Origin of the sequence: Chamaesiphon sp., assembly GCF_041737865.1 — a bacterium.
Lineage (GTDB): Bacteria > Cyanobacteriota > Cyanobacteriia > Cyanobacteriales > Chamaesiphonaceae > Chamaesiphon.
Genome location: NZ_JBGSQZ010000220.1, coordinates 65,389 through 88,222 on the forward strand (window position 1 = coordinate 65,389; position 22,834 = coordinate 88,222).

At 44.6% G+C, this 22,834-nt stretch carries 26 protein-coding genes; 12 read left to right on the plus strand and 14 right to left on the minus strand.

What is annotated here, in order from left to right; all coding sequences use genetic code 11:
• Positions 1 to 234: 234 nt before the first annotated feature.
• Positions 235 to 1,323: a glycine oxidase ThiO gene (thiO, locus tag ACEW9J_RS16740; protein WP_373546241.1), complete on the plus strand. Its 1,089-nt coding sequence runs from the start codon at positions 235 to 237 to the stop codon at positions 1,321 to 1,323.
• Positions 1,324 to 1,531: 208 nt separating this feature from the next.
• On the opposite strand, the gene ACEW9J_RS16745 is transcribed toward thiO, so the two are convergent.
• From ACEW9J_RS16745 to ACEW9J_RS16755, 3 genes are all read right to left on the minus strand, one after another.
• Positions 1,532 to 1,708 (minus strand): hypothetical protein, encoded by a 177-nt coding sequence (locus ACEW9J_RS16745; protein WP_373546242.1) that lies wholly within the window; start codon positions 1,706 to 1,708, stop codon positions 1,532 to 1,534.
• Between the two features lie 72 nt (positions 1,709 to 1,780).
• A complete protein-coding gene (locus tag ACEW9J_RS16750; protein WP_373546243.1) occupies positions 1,781 to 2,071 on the minus strand; it encodes a hypothetical protein in 291 nt (96 codons plus the stop codon).
• Between the two features lie 121 nt (positions 2,072 to 2,192).
• Positions 2,193 to 2,867 carry a Spy/CpxP family protein refolding chaperone gene (locus ACEW9J_RS16755; protein WP_373546244.1) on the minus strand — a complete coding sequence of 225 codons (675 nt, stop codon included), beginning with the start codon at positions 2,865 to 2,867 and terminating at the stop codon, positions 2,193 to 2,195.
• A 126-nt stretch (positions 2,868 to 2,993) separates the two neighbouring features.
• On the opposite strand from ACEW9J_RS16755, the gene ACEW9J_RS16760 reads away from it, so the two are divergent.
• Genes ACEW9J_RS16760 through ACEW9J_RS16770 form a run of 3 tightly spaced genes read left to right on the plus strand, consistent with a single transcriptional unit; the run spans position 2,994 to position 5,116 of the window.
• A complete protein-coding gene (locus ACEW9J_RS16760) occupies positions 2,994 to 3,149 on the plus strand; it encodes a hypothetical protein (protein WP_373546245.1) in 156 nt (51 codons plus the stop codon).
• An 18-nt stretch (positions 3,150 to 3,167) separates the two neighbouring features.
• Positions 3,168 to 4,427: a sensor histidine kinase gene (locus tag ACEW9J_RS16765; RefSeq protein ID WP_373546246.1), complete on the plus strand. Its 1,260-nt coding sequence runs from the start codon at positions 3,168 to 3,170 to the stop codon at positions 4,425 to 4,427.
• A gap of 26 nt (positions 4,428 to 4,453) precedes the next feature.
• Positions 4,454 to 5,116: a response regulator gene (locus tag ACEW9J_RS16770; protein ID WP_373546247.1), complete on the plus strand. Its 663-nt coding sequence runs from the start codon at positions 4,454 to 4,456 to the stop codon at positions 5,114 to 5,116.
• A 48-nt stretch (positions 5,117 to 5,164) separates the two neighbouring features.
• On the opposite strand, the gene ACEW9J_RS16775 is transcribed toward ACEW9J_RS16770, so the two are convergent.
• The 4 genes from ACEW9J_RS16775 to rimM form a co-directional block, all read right to left on the minus strand.
• A complete protein-coding gene (locus tag ACEW9J_RS16775; RefSeq protein ID WP_373546248.1) occupies positions 5,165 to 6,628 on the minus strand; it encodes a hypothetical protein in 1,464 nt (487 codons plus the stop codon).
• Between the two features lie 104 nt (positions 6,629 to 6,732).
• The gene (locus tag ACEW9J_RS16780) at positions 6,733 to 7,491 is read right to left on the minus strand and encodes a TIGR03943 family protein (RefSeq protein WP_373546249.1); all 759 of its coding nucleotides are present in this window, start codon (positions 7,489 to 7,491) and stop codon (positions 6,733 to 6,735) included.
• The gene (locus tag ACEW9J_RS16785; protein ID WP_373546250.1) at positions 7,481 to 8,473 is read right to left on the minus strand and encodes a permease; all 993 of its coding nucleotides are present in this window, start codon (positions 8,471 to 8,473) and stop codon (positions 7,481 to 7,483) included. The genes ACEW9J_RS16780 and ACEW9J_RS16785 overlap by 11 nt, the downstream gene beginning before the upstream one ends.
• Before the next feature lie 137 nt (positions 8,474 to 8,610).
• Positions 8,611 to 9,261 (minus strand): ribosome maturation factor RimM, encoded by a 651-nt coding sequence (gene rimM / locus ACEW9J_RS16790; protein WP_373546251.1) that lies wholly within the window; start codon positions 9,259 to 9,261, stop codon positions 8,611 to 8,613.
• Positions 9,262 to 9,294: 33 nt separating this feature from the next.
• Here rimM and ACEW9J_RS16795 point away from each other — a divergent pair, with 33 nt between their 5' ends.
• From ACEW9J_RS16795 to ACEW9J_RS16815, 5 genes are all read left to right on the plus strand, one after another.
• On the plus strand, positions 9,295 to 9,462 hold the full coding sequence (locus ACEW9J_RS16795; RefSeq protein WP_373546252.1) for a hypothetical protein: 168 nt from the start codon (positions 9,295 to 9,297) through the stop codon (positions 9,460 to 9,462).
• 24 nt (positions 9,463 to 9,486) lie between these two features.
• Positions 9,487 to 9,765, plus strand: a complete 279-nt coding sequence (locus ACEW9J_RS16800) for a YiaA/YiaB family inner membrane protein (RefSeq protein WP_373546253.1) — start codon at positions 9,487 to 9,489, stop codon at positions 9,763 to 9,765.
• Positions 9,766 to 10,889: 1,124 nt separating this feature from the next.
• Positions 10,890 to 11,819 (plus strand): LysR substrate-binding domain-containing protein, encoded by a 930-nt coding sequence (locus ACEW9J_RS16805; RefSeq protein ID WP_373546254.1) that lies wholly within the window; start codon positions 10,890 to 10,892, stop codon positions 11,817 to 11,819.
• Positions 11,820 to 12,330: 511 nt separating this feature from the next.
• Entirely contained in the window at positions 12,331 to 13,665 is a 1,335-nt protein-coding gene (locus tag ACEW9J_RS16810; protein WP_373546255.1) for a TldD/PmbA family protein, read from the plus strand.
• A gap of 141 nt (positions 13,666 to 13,806) precedes the next feature.
• Positions 13,807 to 14,679 (plus strand): MBL fold metallo-hydrolase, encoded by an 873-nt coding sequence (locus tag ACEW9J_RS16815; protein WP_373546256.1) that lies wholly within the window; start codon positions 13,807 to 13,809, stop codon positions 14,677 to 14,679.
• A 155-nt stretch (positions 14,680 to 14,834) separates the two neighbouring features.
• On the opposite strand, the gene dndC is transcribed toward ACEW9J_RS16815, so the two are convergent.
• From dndC to ACEW9J_RS16845, 6 genes are all read right to left on the minus strand, one after another.
• A complete protein-coding gene (dndC, locus tag ACEW9J_RS16820) occupies positions 14,835 to 16,391 on the minus strand; it encodes a DNA phosphorothioation system sulfurtransferase DndC (protein WP_373546257.1) in 1,557 nt (518 codons plus the stop codon).
• A 95-nt stretch (positions 16,392 to 16,486) separates the two neighbouring features.
• A complete protein-coding gene (locus tag ACEW9J_RS16825; protein WP_373546258.1) occupies positions 16,487 to 17,698 on the minus strand; it encodes a DNA sulfur modification protein DndB in 1,212 nt (403 codons plus the stop codon).
• A gap of 163 nt (positions 17,699 to 17,861) precedes the next feature.
• On the minus strand, positions 17,862 to 18,200 hold the full coding sequence (locus tag ACEW9J_RS16830; RefSeq protein ID WP_373546259.1) for a type II toxin-antitoxin system PemK/MazF family toxin: 339 nt from the start codon (positions 18,198 to 18,200) through the stop codon (positions 17,862 to 17,864).
• A complete protein-coding gene (locus tag ACEW9J_RS16835) occupies positions 18,194 to 18,433 on the minus strand; it encodes an AbrB/MazE/SpoVT family DNA-binding domain-containing protein (RefSeq protein WP_373546260.1) in 240 nt (79 codons plus the stop codon). Before ACEW9J_RS16835 ends, ACEW9J_RS16830 begins: the two co-directional genes overlap by 7 nt.
• A 298-nt stretch (positions 18,434 to 18,731) precedes the next feature.
• Positions 18,732 to 19,067 carry a XisI protein gene (locus tag ACEW9J_RS16840; RefSeq protein WP_373546261.1) on the minus strand — a complete coding sequence of 112 codons (336 nt, stop codon included), beginning with the start codon at positions 19,065 to 19,067 and terminating at the stop codon, positions 18,732 to 18,734.
• The gene (locus tag ACEW9J_RS16845) at positions 19,055 to 19,468 is read right to left on the minus strand and encodes an element excision factor XisH family protein (RefSeq protein ID WP_373546262.1); all 414 of its coding nucleotides are present in this window, start codon (positions 19,466 to 19,468) and stop codon (positions 19,055 to 19,057) included. Before ACEW9J_RS16845 ends, ACEW9J_RS16840 begins: the two co-directional genes overlap by 13 nt.
• A gap of 162 nt (positions 19,469 to 19,630) precedes the next feature.
• Between ACEW9J_RS16845 and ACEW9J_RS16850 the strand changes: the two genes are divergently transcribed.
• The 3 genes from ACEW9J_RS16850 (at position 19,631) to ACEW9J_RS16860 (ending at position 21,829) form a co-directional block, all read left to right on the plus strand.
• Positions 19,631 to 19,882, plus strand: coding sequence for a hypothetical protein (locus ACEW9J_RS16850; protein WP_373546263.1), 252 nt, complete (start codon positions 19,631 to 19,633; stop codon positions 19,880 to 19,882).
• Positions 19,848 to 20,216: a type II toxin-antitoxin system PemK/MazF family toxin gene (locus ACEW9J_RS16855; RefSeq protein WP_373546264.1), complete on the plus strand. Its 369-nt coding sequence runs from the start codon at positions 19,848 to 19,850 to the stop codon at positions 20,214 to 20,216. Before ACEW9J_RS16850 ends, ACEW9J_RS16855 begins: the two co-directional genes overlap by 35 nt.
• A gap of 104 nt (positions 20,217 to 20,320) precedes the next feature.
• Positions 20,321 to 21,829, plus strand: a complete 1,509-nt coding sequence (locus tag ACEW9J_RS16860; RefSeq protein WP_373546265.1) for a DGQHR domain-containing protein — start codon at positions 20,321 to 20,323, stop codon at positions 21,827 to 21,829.
• Between the two features lie 37 nt (positions 21,830 to 21,866).
• Here ACEW9J_RS16860 and ACEW9J_RS16865 read toward each other — a convergent pair whose 3' ends face one another.
• On the minus strand, positions 21,867 to 22,328 hold the full coding sequence (locus ACEW9J_RS16865; RefSeq protein WP_373546266.1) for an ester cyclase: 462 nt from the start codon (positions 22,326 to 22,328) through the stop codon (positions 21,867 to 21,869).
• Positions 22,329 to 22,834: the final 506 nt, after the last annotated feature.

Below are 22,834 nucleotides of genomic sequence, written 5' to 3' on the forward strand. Positions count from 1 at the left end.
AATTTAATTAATCATTTACATTTATATAGCGATCCTAATTGATTTCCTGAGAAAAATGGTACTGATAAATCTTCAAGAAATCAAATTGTTGATTCGCCATAGGCTAACGCCAACAGTGCGAGCCATCTCCTCACTACCCTAGCTCGCTACTTTGACACTGGTATGGGAGTATTTCCTGCCAATCCGATCGCAATCTGAGTTAAACTCGATCGCATTAGGTGCAGCTTAGGCAAAGTGTCTGCTGTGAAAAATCGATCGATGCAGTCTGGTAGTGAAATTATTATCATTGGTGGTGGTGTAATTGGTTTAGCCACAGCGATCGAATTGCGCCTGCTCGGTGCGAAAGTGACAATTTTGTGTCAAAGCTTCAAAGCTGCCGCAGGTCATGCCGCAGCGGGGATGTTGGCACCACAGGCAGAACAATTGCCGATCGGATCGATGCTAGATTTATGTTTGGCTAGTCGAGATCTATATCCTGAATGGGTACAGAAAATCGAATCTATTTCAGGCGTAGATGCTGGTTATTGGCAATGTGGGATTTTAGCACCGCGTTATACCGATGAGCAGGGGATAGATTGGCTGGATACCCAATCTATCCATCAGCATCAAGCAGGTTTGAGTCAGTCGGTTGTGGGTGGCTATCGGTATCCAGCCGACGGACAAGTTGACAATCGCGCCTTAATTCAATCGCTGCTGATTGCCAGTCGATCCGTGGGCGTACAGTTCCAAGATGGGGTAAAAGTTACGACCATTCACCGCAGTCAGGGACGAGTGACGCATTTAGAGACAAGTCAGGGAGAAATGTCTGCACAGCATTATATCTTGGCAACAGGGGCTTGGTCGCAACAACTGTTGCCGATCGCGATCGTGCCGAGAAAGGGGCAAATGTTATCGGTAGTAGTACCGATCGAGCATAGAGCTAATTTACCCCTTCAACAAGTATTATTTGGTGAGGAAATCTACATCGTGCCGCGTCGAGATGGTCGGATTATTATCGGCGCAACTAGTGAAGATGTTGGATTTGCGCCGCATAATACCCTCCAGGGTGTCAAGCAACTGATGACTAATGCGATGCGATTGTTTCCCCCACTCCAAGATTTTCCCCTGCACGAAACTTGGTGGGGTTTTCGTCCAGCGACACCCGATGAATTACCGATGCTGGGAGCGAGTAATGATGCGAATCTAACCTTAGCTACCGGACATTATCGGAATGGAATTTTGTTAACGCCGATTACCGCCAAGCTCATCGCCGATTTAGTCTGGCATCAGCGCACCGATAATTTATTATCTGCCTTTAGCTGGCAACGGTTTGAGTCGGTTTAATTTTTAAAAACTGTTATGCCGAGCTACTAGAAAGCAGGCGATCGAAGATCGCCTGCTTTGATTCGACTCGTTCATAAGCTCGATCGAGATTGCGAGTCACCCTCGTTGGCGGAGCCGCGCCGAGAGGTAATCACGATGATTTAAAATCGAAAACCAGCACCAAGAGTTATAGTCGTGTCTTGACCCCGATCGGTACTCAGGGGTACCACTACATGTCAGCGATCCCAAATTTAGAATCGATTCTAATCGCAGTTTGTCCGCCACCGATCGCCACTGATGGCCCAATACTATTTTGACCCAATTGCGCGCTGGCTGGCGTACTCATGCCTACAGCAGCAACGGCAGAGCAAAGTAGAGCTAATCCAGCAATAATATTTTTTCTCATCGTAGTATGCCAATTTTAAATAGGTGAGTGAGATACTTCCAAACCAGTGTCAAATTAGATAGTAGGTATTACTTAGCGATCGCGACGGTATTCGCCATCACGTCGATACTCACCATCACGACGGTATTCGCCGCGACTGTGACGGTAGTTCCGGCGACGTGCTTCGCGTTCGCGTTGTCGCTCAAACTCACGGCGACGGTATTCTGGTTGTCCGCCAACCTTGACGACGATTCGTGGCTGGGCATCTCGGTAAGACTGCCCGATCGAGATCGAACGGAGATCGATCGGAAAGGCTTGTGACTTGGGGGCGATCGAAATAACTGTAAGTAACCCGATCGCGAGTGGAGTGATGAACTTTAACATGGGTAAACTGCTGTAAATTAAATAATTAGTTGAGAGTAAGACATAGCGAAGATCGCGATCTGAGCCAGACTAGATCGATTGATTTTTATCTCCATGCCTGTGAGATTTATATTTGGCTTGCTTACTGTGGGGTGAGGATAGCGTTTAACTGTCGATCGCTAGATTGACGAATCGTTTTGATTTGTGCTTGTTGCTCGGCGGTCAAATTGAGCCTCTTCCAAGTGTTGCCCATTGCTTGACGTCGATCGCGTCGTCCTTTAGCTTGCTGTTGCTGTTCGGGAGTCAGGACTGCATCCATCTGAGTGCGGCTAGTTGCCCGCAATTGCTCCATTTTGGCTTTTTGGTCTGAAGTGAGATTTAACTGTGCCATGGAGCCACCTTTGCCCCACCTCCGACCACCTTCACCTAGTTGTGCTTGTTGCTCGGGAGTGAGAATTGCCTTAAATTGCTCTTTGCTGGCGGTACGAATAGCTGTAAGCTTGGCTCTTTGGTCTGCGGTTAAGCTTCCCTTCCCACCCTGCTTGTTGGCTTGGCGTTGAGCTTTGATTTGTGCGAGTTGCTGACGTTGTGCTGGAGTGAGCACTGCATCGATCTGAGTGCGAGTTGATGCTCGGAGTTGCTCCATTTTGGTCTTTTGCTCTGGAGTGAGATTGAGATTGTCTGCACGTTTGCCCATCTCGCCGTAAGCAATCTGTCCGCGAGCGGGATGGGGATTGGCGTAGGTACTTGCCGCAAATACAGGTGCAGCAATCGCAATCGCTAGTAGTGGTAGTAGTTTAGCTAGGTTGGTGAGCATTGGGGAATTCGGGTGGTTTGAGTTGGAGTTAGGTGTGATTTCCATGTCCTTATCTTATAATTTGTCACTCTATTTGCACATCCAGCCAAAGTCACGATCGCAGATCGATCTAACCTACCCTCAGTCATGGCTTTAACTCGCTCAAAGCATGACAAAGGTAACGCTCGATCGGGAACAAATACAGCTATGTTAGAAGAAATAGCATCTGCTAATTTTTGGCTCGATCTCCGCGCTCGTATTCACGAGTCTTGCCTAGTTCCCCGTGACTCACTATCCCACTAGCCTAATTACCCATTTTGAATGCAGATTGAATTTTTCATGCGCCATCCATTAAGGTTGTTGCTGTATATCGAGTGGATTTTATTTGCAGTGGTAATGGCACTGGAAGTAGCTCCCCGGAATGGACAATTGCTAGAACCAAAATGGCTGAATATTGGGATTGTGGTATCGATCGCGGTGATGGGACTGCGCCTACCTTCGGGTAAAGGATCGATAAGAGTGTTGTACACGATCGCGCAAATTATCCCGATCTTGATCGCGGCGGCGATCGGGATGCGCCCAGTTGCTTGGCTATATCTAATCGTGGTAATTCGGAGTTATCTGATCTTTGGGCGCGAATATCGATTGTGGATTACTGGTGGTATCTTTGCTTTGTACCTGACTACGCTGAACTTATTTCCCTCCCATCGTCAATATTCTTATTCTAAAAATCGAGCGTACCGGACGGAAACCTCGATGACGCAGCCACGTCCAACGACAGCACGGCAGGGCGGACAAATCCGCGAACGAGGGGAATTTCGGTGGGGTTTTGTATTTTTATTTGGCGGGATATTGGTCAGTCTTCAATTATTAGTAGATCGGATCTTCTCGGAAAAGTTAGCTAAAGAAGAACTAGAGATCGCCAATCAACGCATTCGCACCTACGCACTCAAAGCCGAGGAAAATGGCAGCTTACAAGAGCGCAATCGGATCGCCCGCGAAATTCATGACTCCCTCGGACACTCGCTGACAGCTCTGAATCTACACTTGGAAATGGCGGTAAAACTTTCCCACATCAAACCAGAAAAATCTCGTGAAGTTCTCTTAGAGGCTAAAAGACTGGGTTCGATCGCGTTGAGAGATGTGCGTCAGTCTGTCTCAACTCTGCGCTCAGACCCGCTCCACGATCGAGATTTACCCACCGCAATTTATCAGCTAGCAGATGAATTTAAACTATCAAATCAGATTCGACCAGCATGTTATGTCGCTGTACCTCCCGACTTACAACAACCTGTAGCAGTAATTCTTTATCGCATTATTCAAGAAGCATTGACAAATATCAGTAAATATGCTCAAGCTAGTCAAGTCGAGATCGAGATTCGGACTCTCGCTACGGCGATCGAATTACGCATCATCGATGATGGAGTCGGCTTTATTCCCAGCAACAACACGGCTGGATTTGGCTTACAAGGAATGCGCGAACGAGTATTATCATTACAAGGTAAATTTGAGATTATTAGTGCGCCCGATCGAGGTTGTCAGATTATGGCAACTATTCCCAGATCGAGGATCGTCGATTAACTACCCCCGTAACACCCAAAAACCCGATGATTAATATCCTGATTGTAGATGACCAGCATCTCATTCGCCAAGGGCTAAAAGCTTTGCTAGAACTCGAACCCGATCTCCAGATCGTCGCTGAAGCTGAGAACGGGCAAATTGCACTCGATCGAGTCAAAGAGCTTCAGCCAGATGTAGTATTGATGGATATTCGGATGCCTGTGATGGATGGAGTCACCGCAACCAAGCAAATTTGTCAGCAATTTCCTCATGTAAATGTTTTAGTGCTCACCACTTTTGATGACGATACGTATGTATCCGCAGCAATTGGATATGGTGCCAAAGGTTATCTGCTCAAAGATACTCCGTCTGAGGAGATTGCAGCGGCGATTCGAGCAGTCAATCTTGGTTATACTCATCTGGCACCAGGAATGATGGAAAAAGTCATCGCCAATCGGATCGATTCTCCAGAGGCGAGGCTACGCCAACGAGTCGAAATTACGCTACCGCCAGAATTGGCGGAACTCACCCCACGCGAATTAGAAGTCTTGAAACTAATTGCTGTCGGTGCCAATAATCGCGAGATCGCCCAGCAATTATACATTTCTGAAGGCACAGTCAAAAATCATGTGACGAATGTTTTAAATCGGTTAAATTTACGAGATCGTACCCAAGCAGCAATTTTAGCTAAAACTTATCTCGCAATTTGAGCATATTCTCAGCTATCTATAAATCGCTAATAAATCCAAAACATTCTCTCAAGATAGCCACCGAGGATGCCAACCGGAAAAGGGTAATCGATCTGGATTAATCGGTGTAGTTAGTTCGCGGATATTATACGGAATGGGTAATAGCCACATGATCCCATTACTTTCGCCTTGAATAATTCGATCGACACTTTCACCTTTATCCGCCTGATCGAACATCACGGCTAATCCATCCGGTGATAAACTCATCTGAATTCCCTGCTGAATTGGTAACAGCGTCATCAATAATACTTTTTGAGTTTTGATATCGATCGCGGTTAAATACGGTTCTTCTTGACTACTATTATCTTTGGTTTTCAGTTCGGTAGCCAAACAATAGATGATATCTTTAGCAGGGGAAAACTTCGCATCCCAAATCGAACCATTAGTCTTGAGAATCTGCTGTTCGATCCCCTGGTTGCCCACGACAAATAGGGACTTGGTATAGTCGCTGTTGTATTCCACCATGGCTGCTGCTGTGCCATCACTGGCAAAACTCAGGACGTTGCCAAATTTGGGTAAAAAGTCGAGGTTGCTACTCTGAGTCGGTGTCAGTGGAAAGATCGAGACTCCTTGCCCTACGGCGGCGGCAACTTGTTTACTATCTGGCGTGATGACAAAATCCCCGCTCTGTTTCAGTTTGGTGGGCGGAGCCGATTTGTCTAGAGCGACTACCCAGAGGGCGAAGTCACTGGATTTGCGGCGATTGACTCGTTGAACGACTACTTTATTGCCATCGGGTGAGAGGTCAAATTTGACGTTTTGATATTCCCGATTATCGAGGATTAATTCTAATTTACCAGACAGCATAAGTTGCTGGTCTTTATCGGCGTTTCTGGGGGCAATTCCGGTACTAATACTATAAACTTGTTGATTAGCGATCGCGGGTTGACGATTTTGGATCGTTTGAGGATCTGTTGCCGTAAAAATGATTTTCTGACTCTGACTGTCTACTTTAAAATCAGTAACAACTAAGTTTTCAGGACTGATGGTTGTCGATTTTTTGGTCTTGAAATTGTAGATAGCGATCCGACCTCGGTCGGTCGCTCCACTGCTAATATAAGCAAACATCCGATCGGGTGTCCGAAATTGCCCCTCAAAGGGGACGATTTCCTTACCTCTCTTGGTACCGATTGCCTCTCTAGCCCCTTGCAAACTGACTTTGAAAGTATTCCCATAGGGGGCAGGGTTTTTCAGCGTATAAGCCAGTCTAGACCCCGCCCAACTGATTTTCCCTGGTAGTGGGGGTTGGATTTGGAGTTGTTTTTCGACGGTGGGACGATCGATCGCTCGATTGAATGTCAGGGTAAAAGCAGTGTCTTCAGCACTAATCGAGCGATCTTGCCAGTTAAAATCACGGACTTGTGGCAAGGTGCGATCGCCACTCCATAATAAGATCAGGGTAACGATCGCCAATACAGCCATGAACGTGATGGCAATGCGATCGATTGGAAGTAAAGCTTTACGGTTATTCACAGGGTACGGAATTGATAGTTGATAGCTACTCTTTGGTGCGTTACGCTCCGCGATAACACACCCTACGATATTCTAAAGCCTAAAGCCTGAAACCTAGAGCAAGCCTATTCCTGATAAGGATTCTTAGGTGTTGAAATCGGTTGAATTTCACTAGCATCGATGACTAATTGACGACTACCGTTAAATGTTTCGACGATCGCTTTGCCTTTGACTTGAAACCAACTATCTTGGGGATAGTTTTGACGAGTCCCTGAAAATTTGATAGGGATGGCGACGGGATAGGCATCGGCGGCGCAGCAGGTAATTACAAATCTCGATAGCATCAGATAGTTAGCGGGAAGTTCTTTGGGATAAAACACAAACCCATTAATATTAGCTTTTTGACCTAAGTATGCGTCGGGTTCGGGGTAATTATTGATAGTTCGCACCCAATCTACTAGGGTTCTGGATTCGGGGTTGACATTGGTACTAAAGGCTTGGGCTTTGCTGCGGGTAACTGTGACTTCGGAAGATACGCCGCGCTGAATGGCAGCCTGACTGGTAAATAATTTGGGAGTAACAATCAATCCAGCGATCGCGGTACCCAATAGTAACATTGTGGTTACGCCTTGCGGCAGGAGACTACTATGCAGTTCTTGAGGGCTAACGATTTTCCCTCGAATTAGTCTCCAGCTCTGCAAGATCCCAATGAATAATAAACAGCCACCCGTAACTGTTACGAGCAGATAGTAACTGGGATGAATGAGAATATATAAAGTACCGTCGATCGCGTATTTGAGTAGTAAGATTCCCCATGCTGTTACCGCCGTAATATCTAACCACGACTTTCGCAGACTGGAGCGAGTGGAGGGATTAACTGACATGGAAGTTCACGAACAAGGTTAATATAAAAGTTAATTGAGTCGCGATCGCAAATATATAAAAGATTGCTTTGGGTTTGAAGATCGACAACATCAATCCAATACTCTTGAGATCGAACATCGGCCCAAATACCAGGAATGCGAGTAAGGAACCACTCGTAAATGTTGCCGCAAAAGAGAGGGCAAAAAATGAGTCTACAGTAGAACAAATCGAAATTGAACCAGCCAAAATCATCATCACTACGATCGACAAAATCGGCCCTTCACCTAGACTAACGATCAGTTCTCGTGGTGTCAATGTTTGGATTGCCGCTGCTACTGCACTACCCAATACTAAGATCCCACCCAATTCTCGTAATTCTTGGATGACATTATCTAGGACTAAATCGAAATTAGCGCGTAGTGATTTCTGCGGCGGCTGGATCAGATCTTGAGTCATTCGTTTGGCTGCTACCCCACCACTACCAAGCATAAAATCACCGCCATCAAGGAGGCTAGAACCAGTACTAATTTTTGGTTGAGCGCGAATTGTGCCCAGCGCGATCGCAGGTTGTAAAATCGGTTTGAGATCTGTTTGGACGCTAAAAACATAACCGACAATCGTGGCAATTGATAATGAAAATACCACCCGCAATATTACTATTTCCGGTCGATCGTGAAAAGCAATCCAAGTAGACCAAATTACAATTGGATTTACTGTCGGTGCGGCGAGTAAAAAGCCAATCGCTACAGGCATCGGCACCCCCTGCATAATTAATCGTCTGGCTACAGGTACATTTCCACACTCACACACCGGAAACAAAAAGCCAATACAACTACCTGCAAATGCCCCCAGCACCGGATGTTTGGGCATATGGGTAATCAACCACCTTTCGTCGATAAAAATCAGCAGTAAGCTCGATAACAACACTCCTAGCAAAAGGAAAGGAATTGCTTCTACCAGTAAGCTCAAAAAGAGGGTAAACGCATTATTAAGCTGTTCCATCGTCGTTGTTGGTATTTGCTACTTGTTGTTGCTTATTTGTCCCCAATTGTTCCCTACCAACAAGTCTGTTTGAGTTGTTGTGTACACACAGTAGCTTAATAAGGAGGACTGAGAATTAGGTTTGCTCGGCGAGATCTCTAGGGTTTGGATTCCCGATCCTCATCTTGCTTCTGTGAAGTCAAGTTAGGTAGGTACAACTCCAACAATCCAGGTGGGGGTAAGATTTCAATCCGTCGATTGGCAAGATCGACGACGGGAACGATTTCTTTGACAAAGGGAATCATCGCCTCGGAGGTTTTGCCATCACCATGCGGCACACTGACTACTAAGACTTCATGCCCAGCAGTAAAGATATCTGTGACGATCCCAATTTCTAATCCAGTTACTTGATGAAAGACTGGTAGATCGATCAGATCTTGACTATGATACTCCCCCGTTGACAATTTTGGTCGATCGGTAGCGGGAAGTAGCAACATCTGTCCCCGCAAATTTTCGGCTTGCGATCGATTGTTGATGCCTTCTAGCTGCACTACATACAAGTTTCTACCAGGAATTTCAAACCCTCTTTTCAATTGAATCGATCTCGGCTCTAGATCCTGAGTCCCCCACAGCCAGCGTTCTCCCGCTCGTTCAAATCGTTCGGGAAAATCAGAATTCGGATAAACCTTCACTTCCCCTTTAATTCCTTGTGCGCCAACGATCGAACCGATCTCCATCCAGCCGACAGGTGGTACTAACGGAGCTTTTCCTGAGGAAATTCCAGTGGAATTAGACGGTGGATTAGTCATGGATCGGTCTGTAGGGAAAGGGAATCGATCTTTATGGTAAACCACAACGATCGATCGCGAACGCCCAAGTCCTTCCGAGTCATCAACACTTTCATCCTCTACCCTATTTCTGAGCCAGTTGTGAAAGTGTCCATTCCTGCTCCCGATCGATGCTTATTCAATTTAACATTGACACATCAGCACAAATACATCAGTCATTAATTACAGATATTAGGAGCAAATAAAATGCAACAGATGGGTACTCAAAGAGATAGTAACGCGTGGATTTTACAAACTTGGGCATCCTTTGTGCTCTCAGTCGGAATGACATCGGTAGGCATTGTTTATCTACCTGTAGATCTATGGGTGAAAGGTTTTGTGGGCATGGGTTTAGGATTTTCGGTCACATCTACTTTTACCTTGGCAAAAACCCAAAGAGATCTACACGAATCTACCAAACTGACTTCTAGAATTGAAGAAGCTAAGGTCGAACAAATCCTCTCTCAACATGGCGGACTCAAATAGTCGATCGAGATTGATGTTACTTATAAAGATGCCTACAATTGAAATCGTCTCTCATGATGCAAAGTCCGGATGGTGCGCGGACTGACATACATAACCCAAGTTGCTACTCATAACCTCAGCGGTTAGAAACCTCTGTCTTGATGCGCTAAACCGTCGGGTCTCCCGACGGTTTAGCGCATCGCTGCTCATAGTGCATCCGCCTACGCGGACTAATAAACTAGTCCGCTGTCTTGAAAAGTGCGGTCTTGGGGCGCGATGTTTTGGGGGGAAGTTTCCCCCCAAAAGCTCGCTTCTTTGCCCAAGTGGAGCACCTTTTCAAGACACAATCGCTGTACGACTGTAATTGGTCGATCGAGGATGGAACTTTACAATTATTTTGCCCAAAATCTTAGATATCGTCCGAACAATATACAATTATTGTATGACTTCAAACCATACTGTGTTTTTGTTTGTAATAAACAGCCGTCTGACGATAATACAGCCGGATATTGTGTTAGTGCGGGTGCCAGCGAAATTTATACTAAACACGGATGAGAGCTAGACTTTTATTCTAACGGTTGAAACCCTTGTGGAGCAGAGCTTAGGCTATTGAATAAAAAGTCCATCCTGTAGCCATTTTGAGTATACCAAACATTTCTAGCCCAAATTGCGGCGCAGAATTTAGCAGATCGAGTCGAAGTTCGGCAATCGGGCTGCCTCAACAACTGTGCCTCTGGAGCCGTCGCCCTCATTTATCAACCCGACTGGGGTGATTTTTCCTGGCTACCGACGAAACTCCGCCTCAAAATTCGCCGTCGATTTTTTCCCAATCGCCACATCTACGGACATTTAACTCGTGCAGACATTCGAGAAATTGTCGATCGTCACTTTGTCAAGGGTAAGCCCGTTAAACAGTTGATAGTTGATATTTGATAGTTGCAAGCGTTACTGCAATCGCGATTTAAGCCCCTAATTTTTGTTAAAAGATGTCAAGTTATCTAATCTTTAAATTATTATTTTTGTCACCGTGACATGTAACTAAAACGCTCCTCGCATTTTTACCAAACAGTAAAGTTTCAGAGCCTCCTGCCTTTAGGCACGTTGTCAACTGTCAACTGTTTAATGTCCCCAATCCCCTAATTAAAATGCGTCAATCTACTCTTCATCAACTAAAAGTGTTTGAAACTGTCGCGAGATTGACGAGTATTACTCGTGCAGCAGAAGAGTTGTCCTTGACACAGCCAACAGTTTCGATGCAGATCAAGCAGCTTACTCAAAATATTGGCGTACCGCTATTTGAACAAATTGGTAAGAAGCTCTATCTCACACAAGCGGGACAAGAATTGGTAATTACCTGTCGCGAAATATTCAATCAATTAGCTCGCTTTGAGATGAAGATTGGTGATTTTCAGGGGATGAAGCAAGGAAAACTTAGACTTGCCACCATCACCACAACTAAATATTTTATGCCACGGGCGATCGCTCCATTTTGTCAATTGTATCCAGGTGTGGATGTTGCGCTAGAGATTACCAATCACGAACGAGTCTTAGAACGACTGAATGAAAACCTTGATGACTTATATATTATCAGCAAGGTACCCGATCGCTTGGATGTAGCTTTACATCCATTTTTAGAAAACCCTTTGGTGGTAATTGCCCCTAAAAATCATCCCCTCGCCCAACAGAAAAATATCCCGATTACTAAACTCCACAACGAACAATTTATCATGCGCGAACGTGGTTCTGGGACTCGCGCTGCGGTAGAGCAATTATTTGCCAAACATGGCGTATCAGTCAAAGTCCGGTTAGAATTGGGTGGAAATGAAGCAATCAAGCAAGCGATTGGCGTAGGGCTGGGGATTTCGGTACTCTCCCAACATACCTTTACACCAGAAGCCGCGATGTCGGGATTGACAATTTTAGATGTCCAACATTTTCCGATCGAACGTCATTGGTATGTTGTTTATCCCGCAGACAAGCAGCTCTCGATCCTGGCTAGTACATTCTTTGACTTTTTACAAAAAGAATCAAAAACAATTGCGAGTAAAATGCACAAGCAAATTACAACTGAGTAAATTAATCGATCGCTTGGAATCGCTACAGATATGACAAAAGCAACACTTTAGCAGCAACCTCTAAGGGATCTCTATACTTTTATCGACCAAATGTGGAGTTGAACTAATCTCGTAATGGATAGCTCCCGTATTGACAGGTTTTAGAGATATTTAAAGTTGACAGTCGTGTTGCTCTTGCTGTTGGGGTCAGAGAAATACAATAAGTAGTCGAGAACTGATTTTTCTCCTTTTAGATCGAGGTCTAAACTAAGTGATGGGTATCGATCGAAGCTATTTGCTTCTTGTCTAATAATTTAGCACCTAAACCTTTGGGATCTAGCAATTGCAAGTAATATTCATATAATTGAGAGTAGTCACTGCTAATTTATAGATATAATCAATTAACAATAAGATCTTATCAAATCGGGCTACAATTTACTAATGTATGCCCATAATCTCCCCTCCAGTCGCTAGAGATTATCGGTCTTTGCCTCAAATTTCCTCAGTATTCCATCTATTTTATTAATCTTCAGTGATAGACCAATTAGAAGCTAGTTTCGATCGCATCTTGGCTGTGTTACTCCAAAATCTCCATGCTGACGAGCAATTTACACTCCGGTTGCAGGGCGAAGTCAGTCAGTTTACACGGTTCAATCATGCTAAAGTTCGCCAGACAGGGATTGTTCAAGATAGTAGTCTCCAACTAAAACTGATCTCCGATCGGCGCAGTAGTTCGATCCAGTTTCCTTTTACTGGCGACTCGGAAATTGACCTCCCACAAGCACGAGCCGCGCTGGTAGCCCTCCGATTGGAAGTGCCGCAATTACCTGTCGATCCTTACCTAGTCATCCCGACGGGGATTGCTACCAGCCATGAGGTACACGCGGGGGAATTATTGCCAGATGCGGAGGTAGTCGGTAGCTTATTACCAGTAGTTGAAAATCTGGATTTCACAGGTTTGTATGCAGCGGGGATGATGCTCCGAGGTTATGCCGATAGTAGCGGTCAAAAACACTGGTTCGCGAACCAATCCTATACTCTGGACTACTCCCTATTTACCAGTACCGGACAAGCTGTCAAAGGCACTCTCGCTGGTAGTCATTGGGATAATGCTGCTTATCAAGCCAAGATTGCTGAGTCAAAAAACCAATTAGCCCGCTTGGAGCAACCCTTGAAGACGATCGAGCGGGGTAAATATCGCACCTACTTGGCTCCAGCAGCGACTGCCGACCTACTGGGGATGTTGTCTTGGGGGGGAATTAGCGAGGCAGCTTTGCAGCAGGGCAGGAGCTGTTTTGGGGCACTCCAGCGGGGCGAACAATCGCTCTCACCGCAATTGACGATCTCTGAAAATTTCCAACGTGGTTTAGTGCCCAGGTTTAATGAATTAGGCGAAATTGCTCCAGCTCATCTGACTCTAATCGATCGCGGTCATTTAGCAAATACGCTTGTCAACGCACGTACCGCCAAAGAATACCAGAAGCCAGCCAATGGCGCAAATCGCGGCGAATCGCTCCGTTGTGCCGAAATTAGTGCTGGCTCACTTACACCCGATCGCATCTTAGCGGATTTGGACACAGGATTATACCTATCCAATCTCCATTATCTCAATTGGAGCGATCGACCGACTGGGCGAGTAACTGGAATGACTCGCTACGCCTGTTTCTGGGTCGAAGGGGGCGAGATCGTTGCACCGATCGCCAATTTACGCTTTGATGAGAGTCTCTACCGTTGTTGGGGCGATAATCTGCTGGCATTGACAAATAACGTGGAATTTATTCCTGATGTCAATACCTATGGCAGTCGGCAACTAGGCGGGAGCTGGGTGCCAGGATCGTTAATCGAAGATTTTACCTATACTCTGTGAATTATCGATCGAACATCCAGAGCCTGTCTTAATTATCGATTTTTTGGGCATAATAACTAGTGTCATAGCGATCGAATTTTGGGTCATGCCAGTTTTTAAAAACTGTGGCGAATTTTCACCCCTTCCTTGTCAACTGTATTCATGTCAAAACTCGAAGACCAATTCACGATTCATTTCTGGGGTGTGCGGGGGAGTATTGCTTGCCCTGGAGCCGCCACTGTGCGCTACGGCGGTAATACGCCCTGCGTGGAAATGTTAGTGGGTGGTTATCGGCTAATTTTTGATGCGGGGACTGGGATTCATGTATTGGGAAGATCGTTATTGGGCGATCTTCCTGTCAGCGGACATTTATTTTTCTCTCACTCGCATTGGGATCATATTCAGGGATTTCCTTTCTTTTCTCCCGCATTTATGGAGGGGAATGAATTTGATATTTATGGTGGGGTAATTCCCCACGGCGTGACGATCGAACATCGACTGCACGATCAGATGAATCAGCCCAATTTTCCAGTACCATTACAGGTGATGGGAGCCAATCTACGGTTTCACAATCTCGACTATGGTGACACAGTTAATTTAGGCGATGTCACTATCTCCACCGGAGCATTAAATCATCCTGGTGGGGCGATGGGATATCGCGTTAGTTGGGGCGATTATGCGGTTGCTTATATTACCGATACCGAGCACTTTCCAGATCGACTCGATCGCAATGTATTAGAATTAGTCGATCGGGCGGATGTCTTAATTTATGATTCTACTTATACTGACCAAGAGTATTATCATCCCCAGACGAGTAAGATCGGTTGGGGACATTCTACTTGGCAAGAAGGGGTGAAAATCGCCCAAGCCGCACAAGTGAAAAAGTTAGTAATTTTTCACCACGATCCTACTCATGACGATGAATTCATGGATGCGATCGAGATCCAATCTCAACAAGTCTTTGCTGGATCGATCGTAGCACGAGAAGGAATGAAAATTTTGGTGAGTGAGAGTGTTTCGATCGCTAATTTGTAGTAATCGCCAAGGCGGTTTCGACAGTTCCGACGATTGAAATGCCGCTAATGATGCAAAGTCCGCCGTCGCGGACTAGGATTTCAGTCCGCGAAGGCGGACTTTGCACTCTGAGGAGCGGTTTCTAACCGCTTTGCCCTGGGTTAACTAATCCAACTCTATCCATCGCTCGAATCGGGTTCCTCGTTAGTCTGAAACTTCATCTGCGCCCAGGTTAACTGCTTCACCTTCCCCACATCACCCTGACTCGCAGCCTCCTTGAGATCCCGCTTCTCATGTGCGTGTGCGATTGCTTCCTCCTTCGAGCGCGAACTACTATCAAAGCACTTTTCGAGGTTTTCAAAAACCCCTCGCCGCGATTTAGTCGCGTGTTGGCGTTCGGTATCGAGTAACTTTGCCATCAATTCCAGGTGCATGGCATCCTCACTACAGATCTCTTCTAAAATCGACCATTCATCACCACCTAATAGTTTCTTTTCCTGAATGCGGTTATCTTTAAACGGCTTGCCCATCACTTCCTCATAGATCCGAGGTAAACTATCATCAAATTCGTGCTTTTCTTCCAACCAAATTCGTCGAATCTCGCCTAATTCTTCCTCAGTAATTAGGGTAATATCCTGCATATCTACAGGTGCAGTATTCTGAATTTGTACCTGAGCTGATAATACTCGCCGCAACCAATGTTCTCGCCATAACTTAGTATATGGCCCTGGAATTGGGACTACTTCAGTACCATCGTTAGCCTTCCGTTCAAACAGTTCAACTCTACCATATATCCGTCTAAAATCTCGCTTATCGCGATCGTCATGAATATCCAATTCATTGCGAATATCTAACAACGGTTGCAACCATTCTTTATCTTGATCGTTCTGAATCATTGCCTCCATCGAGCGATCTTTACTCACCAAAGTACATACCCAACAACCAAAGCGAGAATCACCACAGCTAGGCGTAGACGTATCGACAACTAGGGGACATTCGTTATCAGCAGTCGCCCCTCGATAGAGCGTAAATAAATCCTGATTATTCCCACCCCAAGGATTGGGAAATTGCATCAGATACATCCACACCTCATCAGTCCGCCAATCCTCGATCGGGCTGTAAATTAGCGAATTAGGCAGACGGGCATTAGGGCTGAGATGATCTCTAACTCGATTTTTCTCATACTTCAGCATCGTCATCGCACGTTTGCTACTTTCTGCTTTACGAGTACCTAAAACTAAGATGGTTTCACCATTTACCTGCACCACTTCACGAATAAATCGATTAGCAGGATTAATCTTTAATCGATCCGTACACCATCTAAATCCATTTCTAGGTGCAGGATAACCCTTACCAATTAAATTACTCCAGAACGTGTCTTTGACTACTGGTTTTAGTAAGTGTGCCTCGATCGGCAATTGTAGCAATTCTGCTTGCGATTTTATCTGCTCGATACAACGCCGAACCCAATGAGAAACCATCGGGTTTTCCACTTGGGTATCTGTAGTAATTACATAAACCTTTTTTTTTCGTTTTTCAGGTGCTAATGTAGCGATCGCATTCCAAACAAGCTGTAAAATAGTGCTAGAATCTTTGCCCCAGGATACACCCAAAATCCACGGTATACTGTCACTGCAATAAAGTTCTTGGATTTCAACAGTCAACTTATTGACATCCTCTATGAAATCCGCGACACTGCGCTGTTCGAGTGGTAGTGTGGTAGCTTCTGTCATAAAAGATAGTCTTTAAGTATACAATTTTGCAAAGCTGCAAATAGGTGAGTTATTTCAATTCACCTATAACAGTATATCAATAATTAGGTGTATTGCTAATTTAAACTGATTCCTGTTTGTTTTTCAATTTCCGCGATCGCGATCTTGATGGCTTTATTAATTGCGGCTCTTTGAGCAATTATTTTTTTCTCTCCTTTCCCATCATCAATCACCACACTATTTTCCCACAAGCTACAACTGCGTCGATAGTCAAGATTAGCCAATGCTTTTATTAGGAGTAAATTTTGTTCCTCAGCAAAGTTATTTTCAAAGAGGATCAAATGTCCAATCCTACTGATTACTATGAACCCTACGGAATTAAAATCAATTCTTTCTTGACGTAAATTATAGAAATTTAAGAGATTATTTGCTTGAGAACGAGGCTGAAATAGAAGATTCCATGTATTATTGCTTCTTGCAAATTCAAGATAGAATGATTTTGCTCGATCGAGAAGAGCTTGATACTCTTCCTTATTTTCTACGGTAAATGAGTCTAAACTTTTATTACTAGTTCCGAATAAAAATTCAGACACGCCTATTCGTAGTTGATTCATCGTGAAAATATAATTTGCATCTTTGCCCACAGTACTTGATATTTTATCAATTCTGCCACTAAAGATATCTAGTTGCTTAGTAAGATCGCGAGTAATTTTAGATAGAAAATCACTAACATCAAATGACGCTCTTAATGCTGGCGGGATTGGCTTATTTTTAGAGCAGTCCGCAAAGTCTTGATGAATTTGTTCTAGATCTTCTTCTTGAACGACCAATACTGTCACACTATCATTATACAACTCCGGTCTTTCTATTACTGCTTTTTCAATTGCCTTGAGTCGATGCTGTCCATCAGTAACATACAAAGATATATCACTAGAGATCACAGCATACCCAAATTTAACAGATCCACTACCAAATGCAAATACCTTGATTGGAGTATCTGAATTAAAAATAAATGGTGGGAGAATATAAGCATCTGTATTGACTAGATATTTAGCAATTTCTTTAACATGAGGCTGCATAAGGGGACGGTTCATCATCTCCTCTGCGTTTGACTTATTCCTCTTGCCATCCGCACTATTTAACTTTGCGATTTCGAGAAGTAGTTTTAATGACAGCGAAAATGCTAAGTGAGTTCGATTGCCTTGCTCGTAAACGTGACAGATGAACAGTCGCGCTCCAGAAGTTGCTGCACTTCGAGTAGCCTGAGCGAGTGCATCTGTTTCCGTGTCTAGAAAAATTACATTGGTATTGGGCGATTGAGTATCCATAGCGATTAGTACTTTGTGGACTGCATGTAATCACAACGATATCTCACACAAATAGCGATTGTCAAGACTTTGCAGTCCATATTTGAACTGAATACATCATAAATAGGCTTGAAATAATAGATTATCAGTCCATATCAGTAATAATACGGAGATTTTAAAATAACTAGCCTATCATGGCATGTAATTTAGCGATCGCTTCCTCTAATGTCTCTGCTGGTATAGATTCGACATACTTTGCCTGACGCTCTAACCAGTCAATAGTTTTAGCTTGAAATATCAAAACTACCCCGCTAGTCATTAGCCCTTCCGGTAAAGTCACCTCCAGCGGGAAGCCCTTGACTTTGCTAGTAATCGGACAAACTAATGCTAGTTGGGTAGATTGATTAAACTCCCTCGGTGTCACGATGAGAGCGGGACGAAAGCCAGCTTGTTCTCTGCCTAGTGTCGGATTGAAATTGAGTTTGACAATATCACCCTTGGCGGGAATATATTTACCTACCATATTTCCTTACCAACAGGCTCCCCCCAATCGTATTCTCCACTGATTAGTTCGGGTGTAACGCCAACTAGTAAATCCTCAAGTTGATACTTTTTCTTGACTGGCGAGATAACAATCGTATTATTGACGACTTCAACATTTACCTCTGTCCCAACCGTAAAACCGACTTCATTCGCTACAGGCTGAGGAATTCTCACCCCCAAGCTATTACCCCACTTATTGACGATCGCAGTCATATCTGGTATTTTAGTTTATCCTATGTATATCCTAACTCGTAAAAATATCTTTGGAAACCGACACAGGGGTAGGTTGGGTTGAGCCTCGTTCGCGGAGCGTCTCCCGTGGAGAAAACCCAACAATTTTAGGGTGCTGGTGTGTTCGTTGGGTTTTGCTGTCTTGACCGAAACGCACATCTGGGCGGGAGACCCGTCCAGTGCTGAGGAGACCGTCTAACGACACGTCTTCGCCTACAGCGCGATTTCGGTCGCTGCGCGCAACCCAACCTACGAATTTTCTACTTATAGTCAATCAGTCTCATCCCACGGCAAAACCATCATACTGACGAATGAATGGAGAGTGATACGCCAAGACGATATCATCCTTAGGAATACCTCGATCGACTAGCTCATTTGCCACGCCGATTTCCGTACCGTCGTATTGAATCCAGAGCTTTTCCCCTTTGATGTCGATATGAATCAAAGCACCATATACTCGCTGCTTCTGCAACCAACCAGCCCGCAGTACTTGATATCTGTCGCGAGTGCTATCGAATAAGAGTTCCATTTCAATCTCACCATAAACAGGTTGAATTTGACCGTGAGCTGTAAGGATATCCTGTATGATTTGGCGATAGTGAGTTATTTTTTCCATTTGACAATGCTCCGTTCTTCTATGTCGTATATGAGCAGATAGATTTGATATTCTTCAACACCTTCTTGGATAAATCTGAGCCGGAAGAACTCATCGTAGGTTTGACTGGGTACGGCTAAGTATAAGACACGGTTTGGTTCTTGAGCGCGTAATGCCCGCCGATAGTTGAGATATTGTCCCACGGCGGTATGAAATTCGGAAATGTTGGAAGGCTTGACAAAGCTTTTAATTTCGACAGCGATCGTCTCGGCATCTTTAGTTGCAGCCAGAAGTCTTTCAGCACCCAAATCGATTTGCATTTGCACATCTCCATAGTCAACAGGTAAAGGATCGTGGGTGATATTCCATCCATCTTTTATGAGTGCGTCTTTGACAACTTGATGAAATAGATCTCTAGCCACGAAAAATCTTTGTTGTATTGTACCTTCGACTTACATGTTAACGCCTCTTTATCCCTACAAAGATCGAACGATCGAGTAAAATATGCTTTAGATATGTGACTGCGATCTGATTTGCAACAGTCACACTGATGCGAACAAGGATATTTACCAAGAGGCAAGCAAGTGTTAACCACGGTAGAAGGCATTTATCGAGATGGACAGATCGAGCTAAAGAGCTTGCCTAGCAATGTTGCTAACGAAGCTAGGGTAATTGTAACTTTTGTGGATGCTGATGTTGTCAATCTGGCGGAGCGTGGGATCGATCGATCGCAAGCAGAAATTCTACGCAATAACCTCGCTACTTTTGCAGATGATTGGGATAGTCTAGAGATGAGTATTTATGACAACTACGATGCCGCCAAATCCCAGTTATAGGCAGGGGGATGTTGTTTTAGTTCTGTTCCCAAATTCCGATTTAATTACTGCAAAAACTAGACCAGCAGTGGTAGTTCAAGCAGATAACTTACAGACTGGTTTGCCTCAGATTATTGTGGCAATGGTTACTAGCCAAATGTCTCGAAGTCAACATCCGAGCCGTTTGACTATCTCGCTCGGCACGCCAGCAGGTCAGCAATCGGGTTTAATATCGGGTTCAGTTGTCATGACTGATAATTTGGCAACTGTAAAATTAGTTGCTATTGTGCGTGTAATTGGCTCGATCTCGATCGAGAATCTTTACGATAATCTACGCAATACTTTCGGACTGTAGCAAATCTGAATTCTGACTTCCGATTGTCTATTAAGTTTTTAAAAACCTTGCGAAGTACGCCAAGAAGCTGCTAGTCTAGTTGCGGTAACATCACTCAGCCATCAATGCCAGCCAGCAAGATTCCCAGCATCCAGCCAAACGAAATCCTCGTCCAACGTACCAATATGGGTGGAAGTGAGGCGTATATTGGCTCAGTGACGCTGCAATGGTTGGCCGATCGCGTAAAATATGCTTCAGAGATGAGCTTACTCTCAGAGCAGTATCAGCCCAAAGATAACAATATCGCGATCGATAGTGAGAGTATCGAAGTCATCCAACAGCGTCCGCTAGATTGGAGCAGACAGGCTGCTCTAGTTCAATATTTAGCAGGGCGAACCACTCACAAATTCCCCCCCGTATTAGTAACGATCGATCGAGATTGGATCGATAATATTCATGCACCGGAATGGGGGAGAGGTGGGAAAGCAACTGAGTCGGCGGCGATGTTTATGCCGCTCGATGGGAATGACAGCTTTGGTTTATTAGATGTCGGGGAATCGGTGCGGATTTATGCCCTTGATGGACAACATCGATTAATGGGCGTACAGGGATTGATGGAGTTATTACGTGCGGGTGAATTGCCTAGATATAATAAATATCGCGAGCTGTTAGGTAATAAAATTACGACCGCTCAGTTGGGGACATCTGAAGCATATTTACAGAGTTTACCGCAAGAGACGATTGGGATTGAATTTATCTCGGCGGTGGTAAAAGGTGAGACGCAATTAGAGGCAAGAAAAAGGATTCGATCGATCTTTGTTCATGTTAATCTGATGGCGATCGCATTGAGTAAAGGACAATTGGCGCAGCTCGATGAAAATGACGGATTTGCGATCGTGGCTCGAAATATTGCCGTCAATCATCCGTTATTAAAAGATATCCCAGGACGCAAACCGCGTGTGAATTGGGATAGTGCCACAGTTGCGACTAAAACCACCGTACTGACTACGCTCCAAGCCTTGCAAGATATGGCAGCTAAATATCTTCAGTCCCAATATCCCCACTGGAAGCCCAAAGCGCAAAAAGGTTTAGTACCCCTGCGCCCAGAGTCAGCCGAACTAGAAGCCGGAATAGCCGCCTTTAGTCGGTTGTTCGACAGGTTATCCCAATTTATCAGTTATGGACGCTTACAGGCAGAAGATACTCCCACACTACGCCGATTTAGTTTTGAACCTGGTGGTGGCGAGGGACATATTTTATTTCGCCCCGTCGGACAAGTGGCTTTCGCTCAAGGTGTGGGAATGGCGGTTTTTAAAAAACAAATGGCTGAAACCGACGTTTTCCGTAAACTCGATCGCTATGATGCCGATGGTGGCTTTAGTCATATTAACTTGCCCCAGTCGCTCTGGTATGGCATATTATATGACCCAAATAAGAAACGTATCCTCGTATCTGGGCGAGATTTAGCTGCGAAATTAATTGTATACCTGCTTGGTGGTGTGGACAATGATTTCGATCGAGCCGAATTGCGTCGTTATGTTGCCGAAGCCAGAACCGTAGGGGATTATACGATGAGTTTCGATGGTAAATTAGTCACACCCAAGGAAGTTGGTTTACCACCCATCCTCGCTTAACGCCACTCAGATCGAGATTTTCGATTTAACGCATTATTTACTTACCAATTCCTAGCCGCTGACGTAGCGCAGCATAAAACAAACCAATTCCAGGTATGGGAATGATACCCAATTGTTGCATCATTCCGGCTTGGTCGCCTTGACCCCAATGTTCGACTACTTTACCATCGATAACTCGATCGATGTGCATTACGGCAATTGTGACGGATCTCCCTGTCGCTGGTAAGCCTTGGAAGTTGCCCAAGTGAGTACCTGTAAATGTCCCGCAAGTAACCACTCGATCGCCCTCACAGATTGGTCGATCGAAGTTATGATGACCATTAGGAAAAGCTTGTCTAAATTTAGTCCCAAATTCTGTAAACTCGTCTCGATTCAAAGTTGCCGACATCCCCACTAAATGAGCGACAAATTTTTCCGATAGCATATCTCTGACAACTTTAAAATCACCGCGATCGAATGTCTCATAGAGTTGAATGATAAGATATCGATCGTTATTCATGCTTCCAAATTCCCCATTAAGTCACTTTTCTTTAATATTTTATAGTTTAATATTTTGTAGTGGGGGACACGACTAAAACTGTGGGCATTCAGAACTCTGAGAAATACAATTAGTAATCTGTTTGGCGATCGCTTTACCCACAGATTTAGTCGTGTCGTCCCAGTAGAGTGGGCACTGCCCACCATCTAGATTTCAGGCATTTATGGCATTATTTAACAATCCTAGATGAGAAGCTACCTTGACGTAGGGTGTGTTAGGCGTAAGCCGTAACGCACCAGTATTTGATATAGCGATCCTATTTGATTTTTAAGAATATCATCGTAGGGTCTGTTATCCCGTAGGGTAACGCACCGAAGGGAATAAATCCTGAAGGGGTGACAAGCAACGATCGAATGCAAGCCTAGTAATGATCGAGAGGAATGTCAGGTGGGTGAAATCTGAAGCAAGAGCGTACAATTGTATTGAAACGAGGGGGTGAGATAATAAGAGTAAAAAAATGCTCTAAT

Bases quoted from the DNA above. Each gene is read 5' to 3' on its own strand.
- ACEW9J_RS16745 (WP_373546242.1), bottom strand. From the start codon at position 1,708: ATGAGAAAAAATATTATTGCTGGATTAGCTCTACTTTGCTCTGCCGTT.
- ACEW9J_RS16750 (WP_373546243.1), bottom strand. From the start codon at position 2,071: ATGTTAAAGTTCATCACTCCACTCGCGATCGGGTTACTTACAGTTATT.
- ACEW9J_RS16755 (WP_373546244.1), bottom strand. From the start codon at position 2,867: ATGCTCACCAACCTAGCTAAACTACTACCACTACTAGCGATTGCGATT.
- ACEW9J_RS16760 (WP_373546245.1), top strand. From the start codon at position 2,994: ATGGCTTTAACTCGCTCAAAGCATGACAAAGGTAACGCTCGATCGGGA.
- ACEW9J_RS16765 (WP_373546246.1), top strand. From the start codon at position 3,168: ATGCAGATTGAATTTTTCATGCGCCATCCATTAAGGTTGTTGCTGTAT.
- ACEW9J_RS16770 (WP_373546247.1), top strand. From the start codon at position 4,454: ATGATTAATATCCTGATTGTAGATGACCAGCATCTCATTCGCCAAGGG.
- ACEW9J_RS16780 (WP_373546249.1), bottom strand. From the start codon at position 7,491: ATGTCAGTTAATCCCTCCACTCGCTCCAGTCTGCGAAAGTCGTGGTTA.
- ACEW9J_RS16785 (WP_373546250.1), bottom strand. From the start codon at position 8,473: ATGGAACAGCTTAATAATGCGTTTACCCTCTTTTTGAGCTTACTGGTA.
- rimM (WP_373546251.1), bottom strand. From the start codon at position 9,261: ATGACTAATCCACCGTCTAATTCCACTGGAATTTCCTCAGGAAAAGCT.
- ACEW9J_RS16795 (WP_373546252.1), top strand. From the start codon at position 9,295: ATGGTAAACCACAACGATCGATCGCGAACGCCCAAGTCCTTCCGAGTC.
- ACEW9J_RS16800 (WP_373546253.1), top strand. From the start codon at position 9,487: ATGCAACAGATGGGTACTCAAAGAGATAGTAACGCGTGGATTTTACAA.
- ACEW9J_RS16805 (WP_373546254.1), top strand. From the start codon at position 10,890: ATGCGTCAATCTACTCTTCATCAACTAAAAGTGTTTGAAACTGTCGCG.
- ACEW9J_RS16815 (WP_373546256.1), top strand. From the start codon at position 13,807: ATGTCAAAACTCGAAGACCAATTCACGATTCATTTCTGGGGTGTGCGG.
- dndC (WP_373546257.1), bottom strand. From the start codon at position 16,391: ATGACAGAAGCTACCACACTACCACTCGAACAGCGCAGTGTCGCGGAT.
- ACEW9J_RS16825 (WP_373546258.1), bottom strand. From the start codon at position 17,698: ATGGATACTCAATCGCCCAATACCAATGTAATTTTTCTAGACACGGAA.
- ACEW9J_RS16830 (WP_373546259.1), bottom strand. From the start codon at position 18,200: ATGGTAGGTAAATATATTCCCGCCAAGGGTGATATTGTCAAACTCAAT.
- ACEW9J_RS16835 (WP_373546260.1), bottom strand. From the start codon at position 18,433: ATGACTGCGATCGTCAATAAGTGGGGTAATAGCTTGGGGGTGAGAATT.
- ACEW9J_RS16840 (WP_373546261.1), bottom strand. From the start codon at position 19,067: ATGGAAAAAATAACTCACTATCGCCAAATCATACAGGATATCCTTACA.
- ACEW9J_RS16855 (WP_373546264.1), top strand. From the start codon at position 19,848: ATGACAACTACGATGCCGCCAAATCCCAGTTATAGGCAGGGGGATGTT.
- ACEW9J_RS16860 (WP_373546265.1), top strand. From the start codon at position 20,321: ATGCCAGCCAGCAAGATTCCCAGCATCCAGCCAAACGAAATCCTCGTC.
- ACEW9J_RS16865 (WP_373546266.1), bottom strand. From the start codon at position 22,328: ATGAATAACGATCGATATCTTATCATTCAACTCTATGAGACATTCGAT.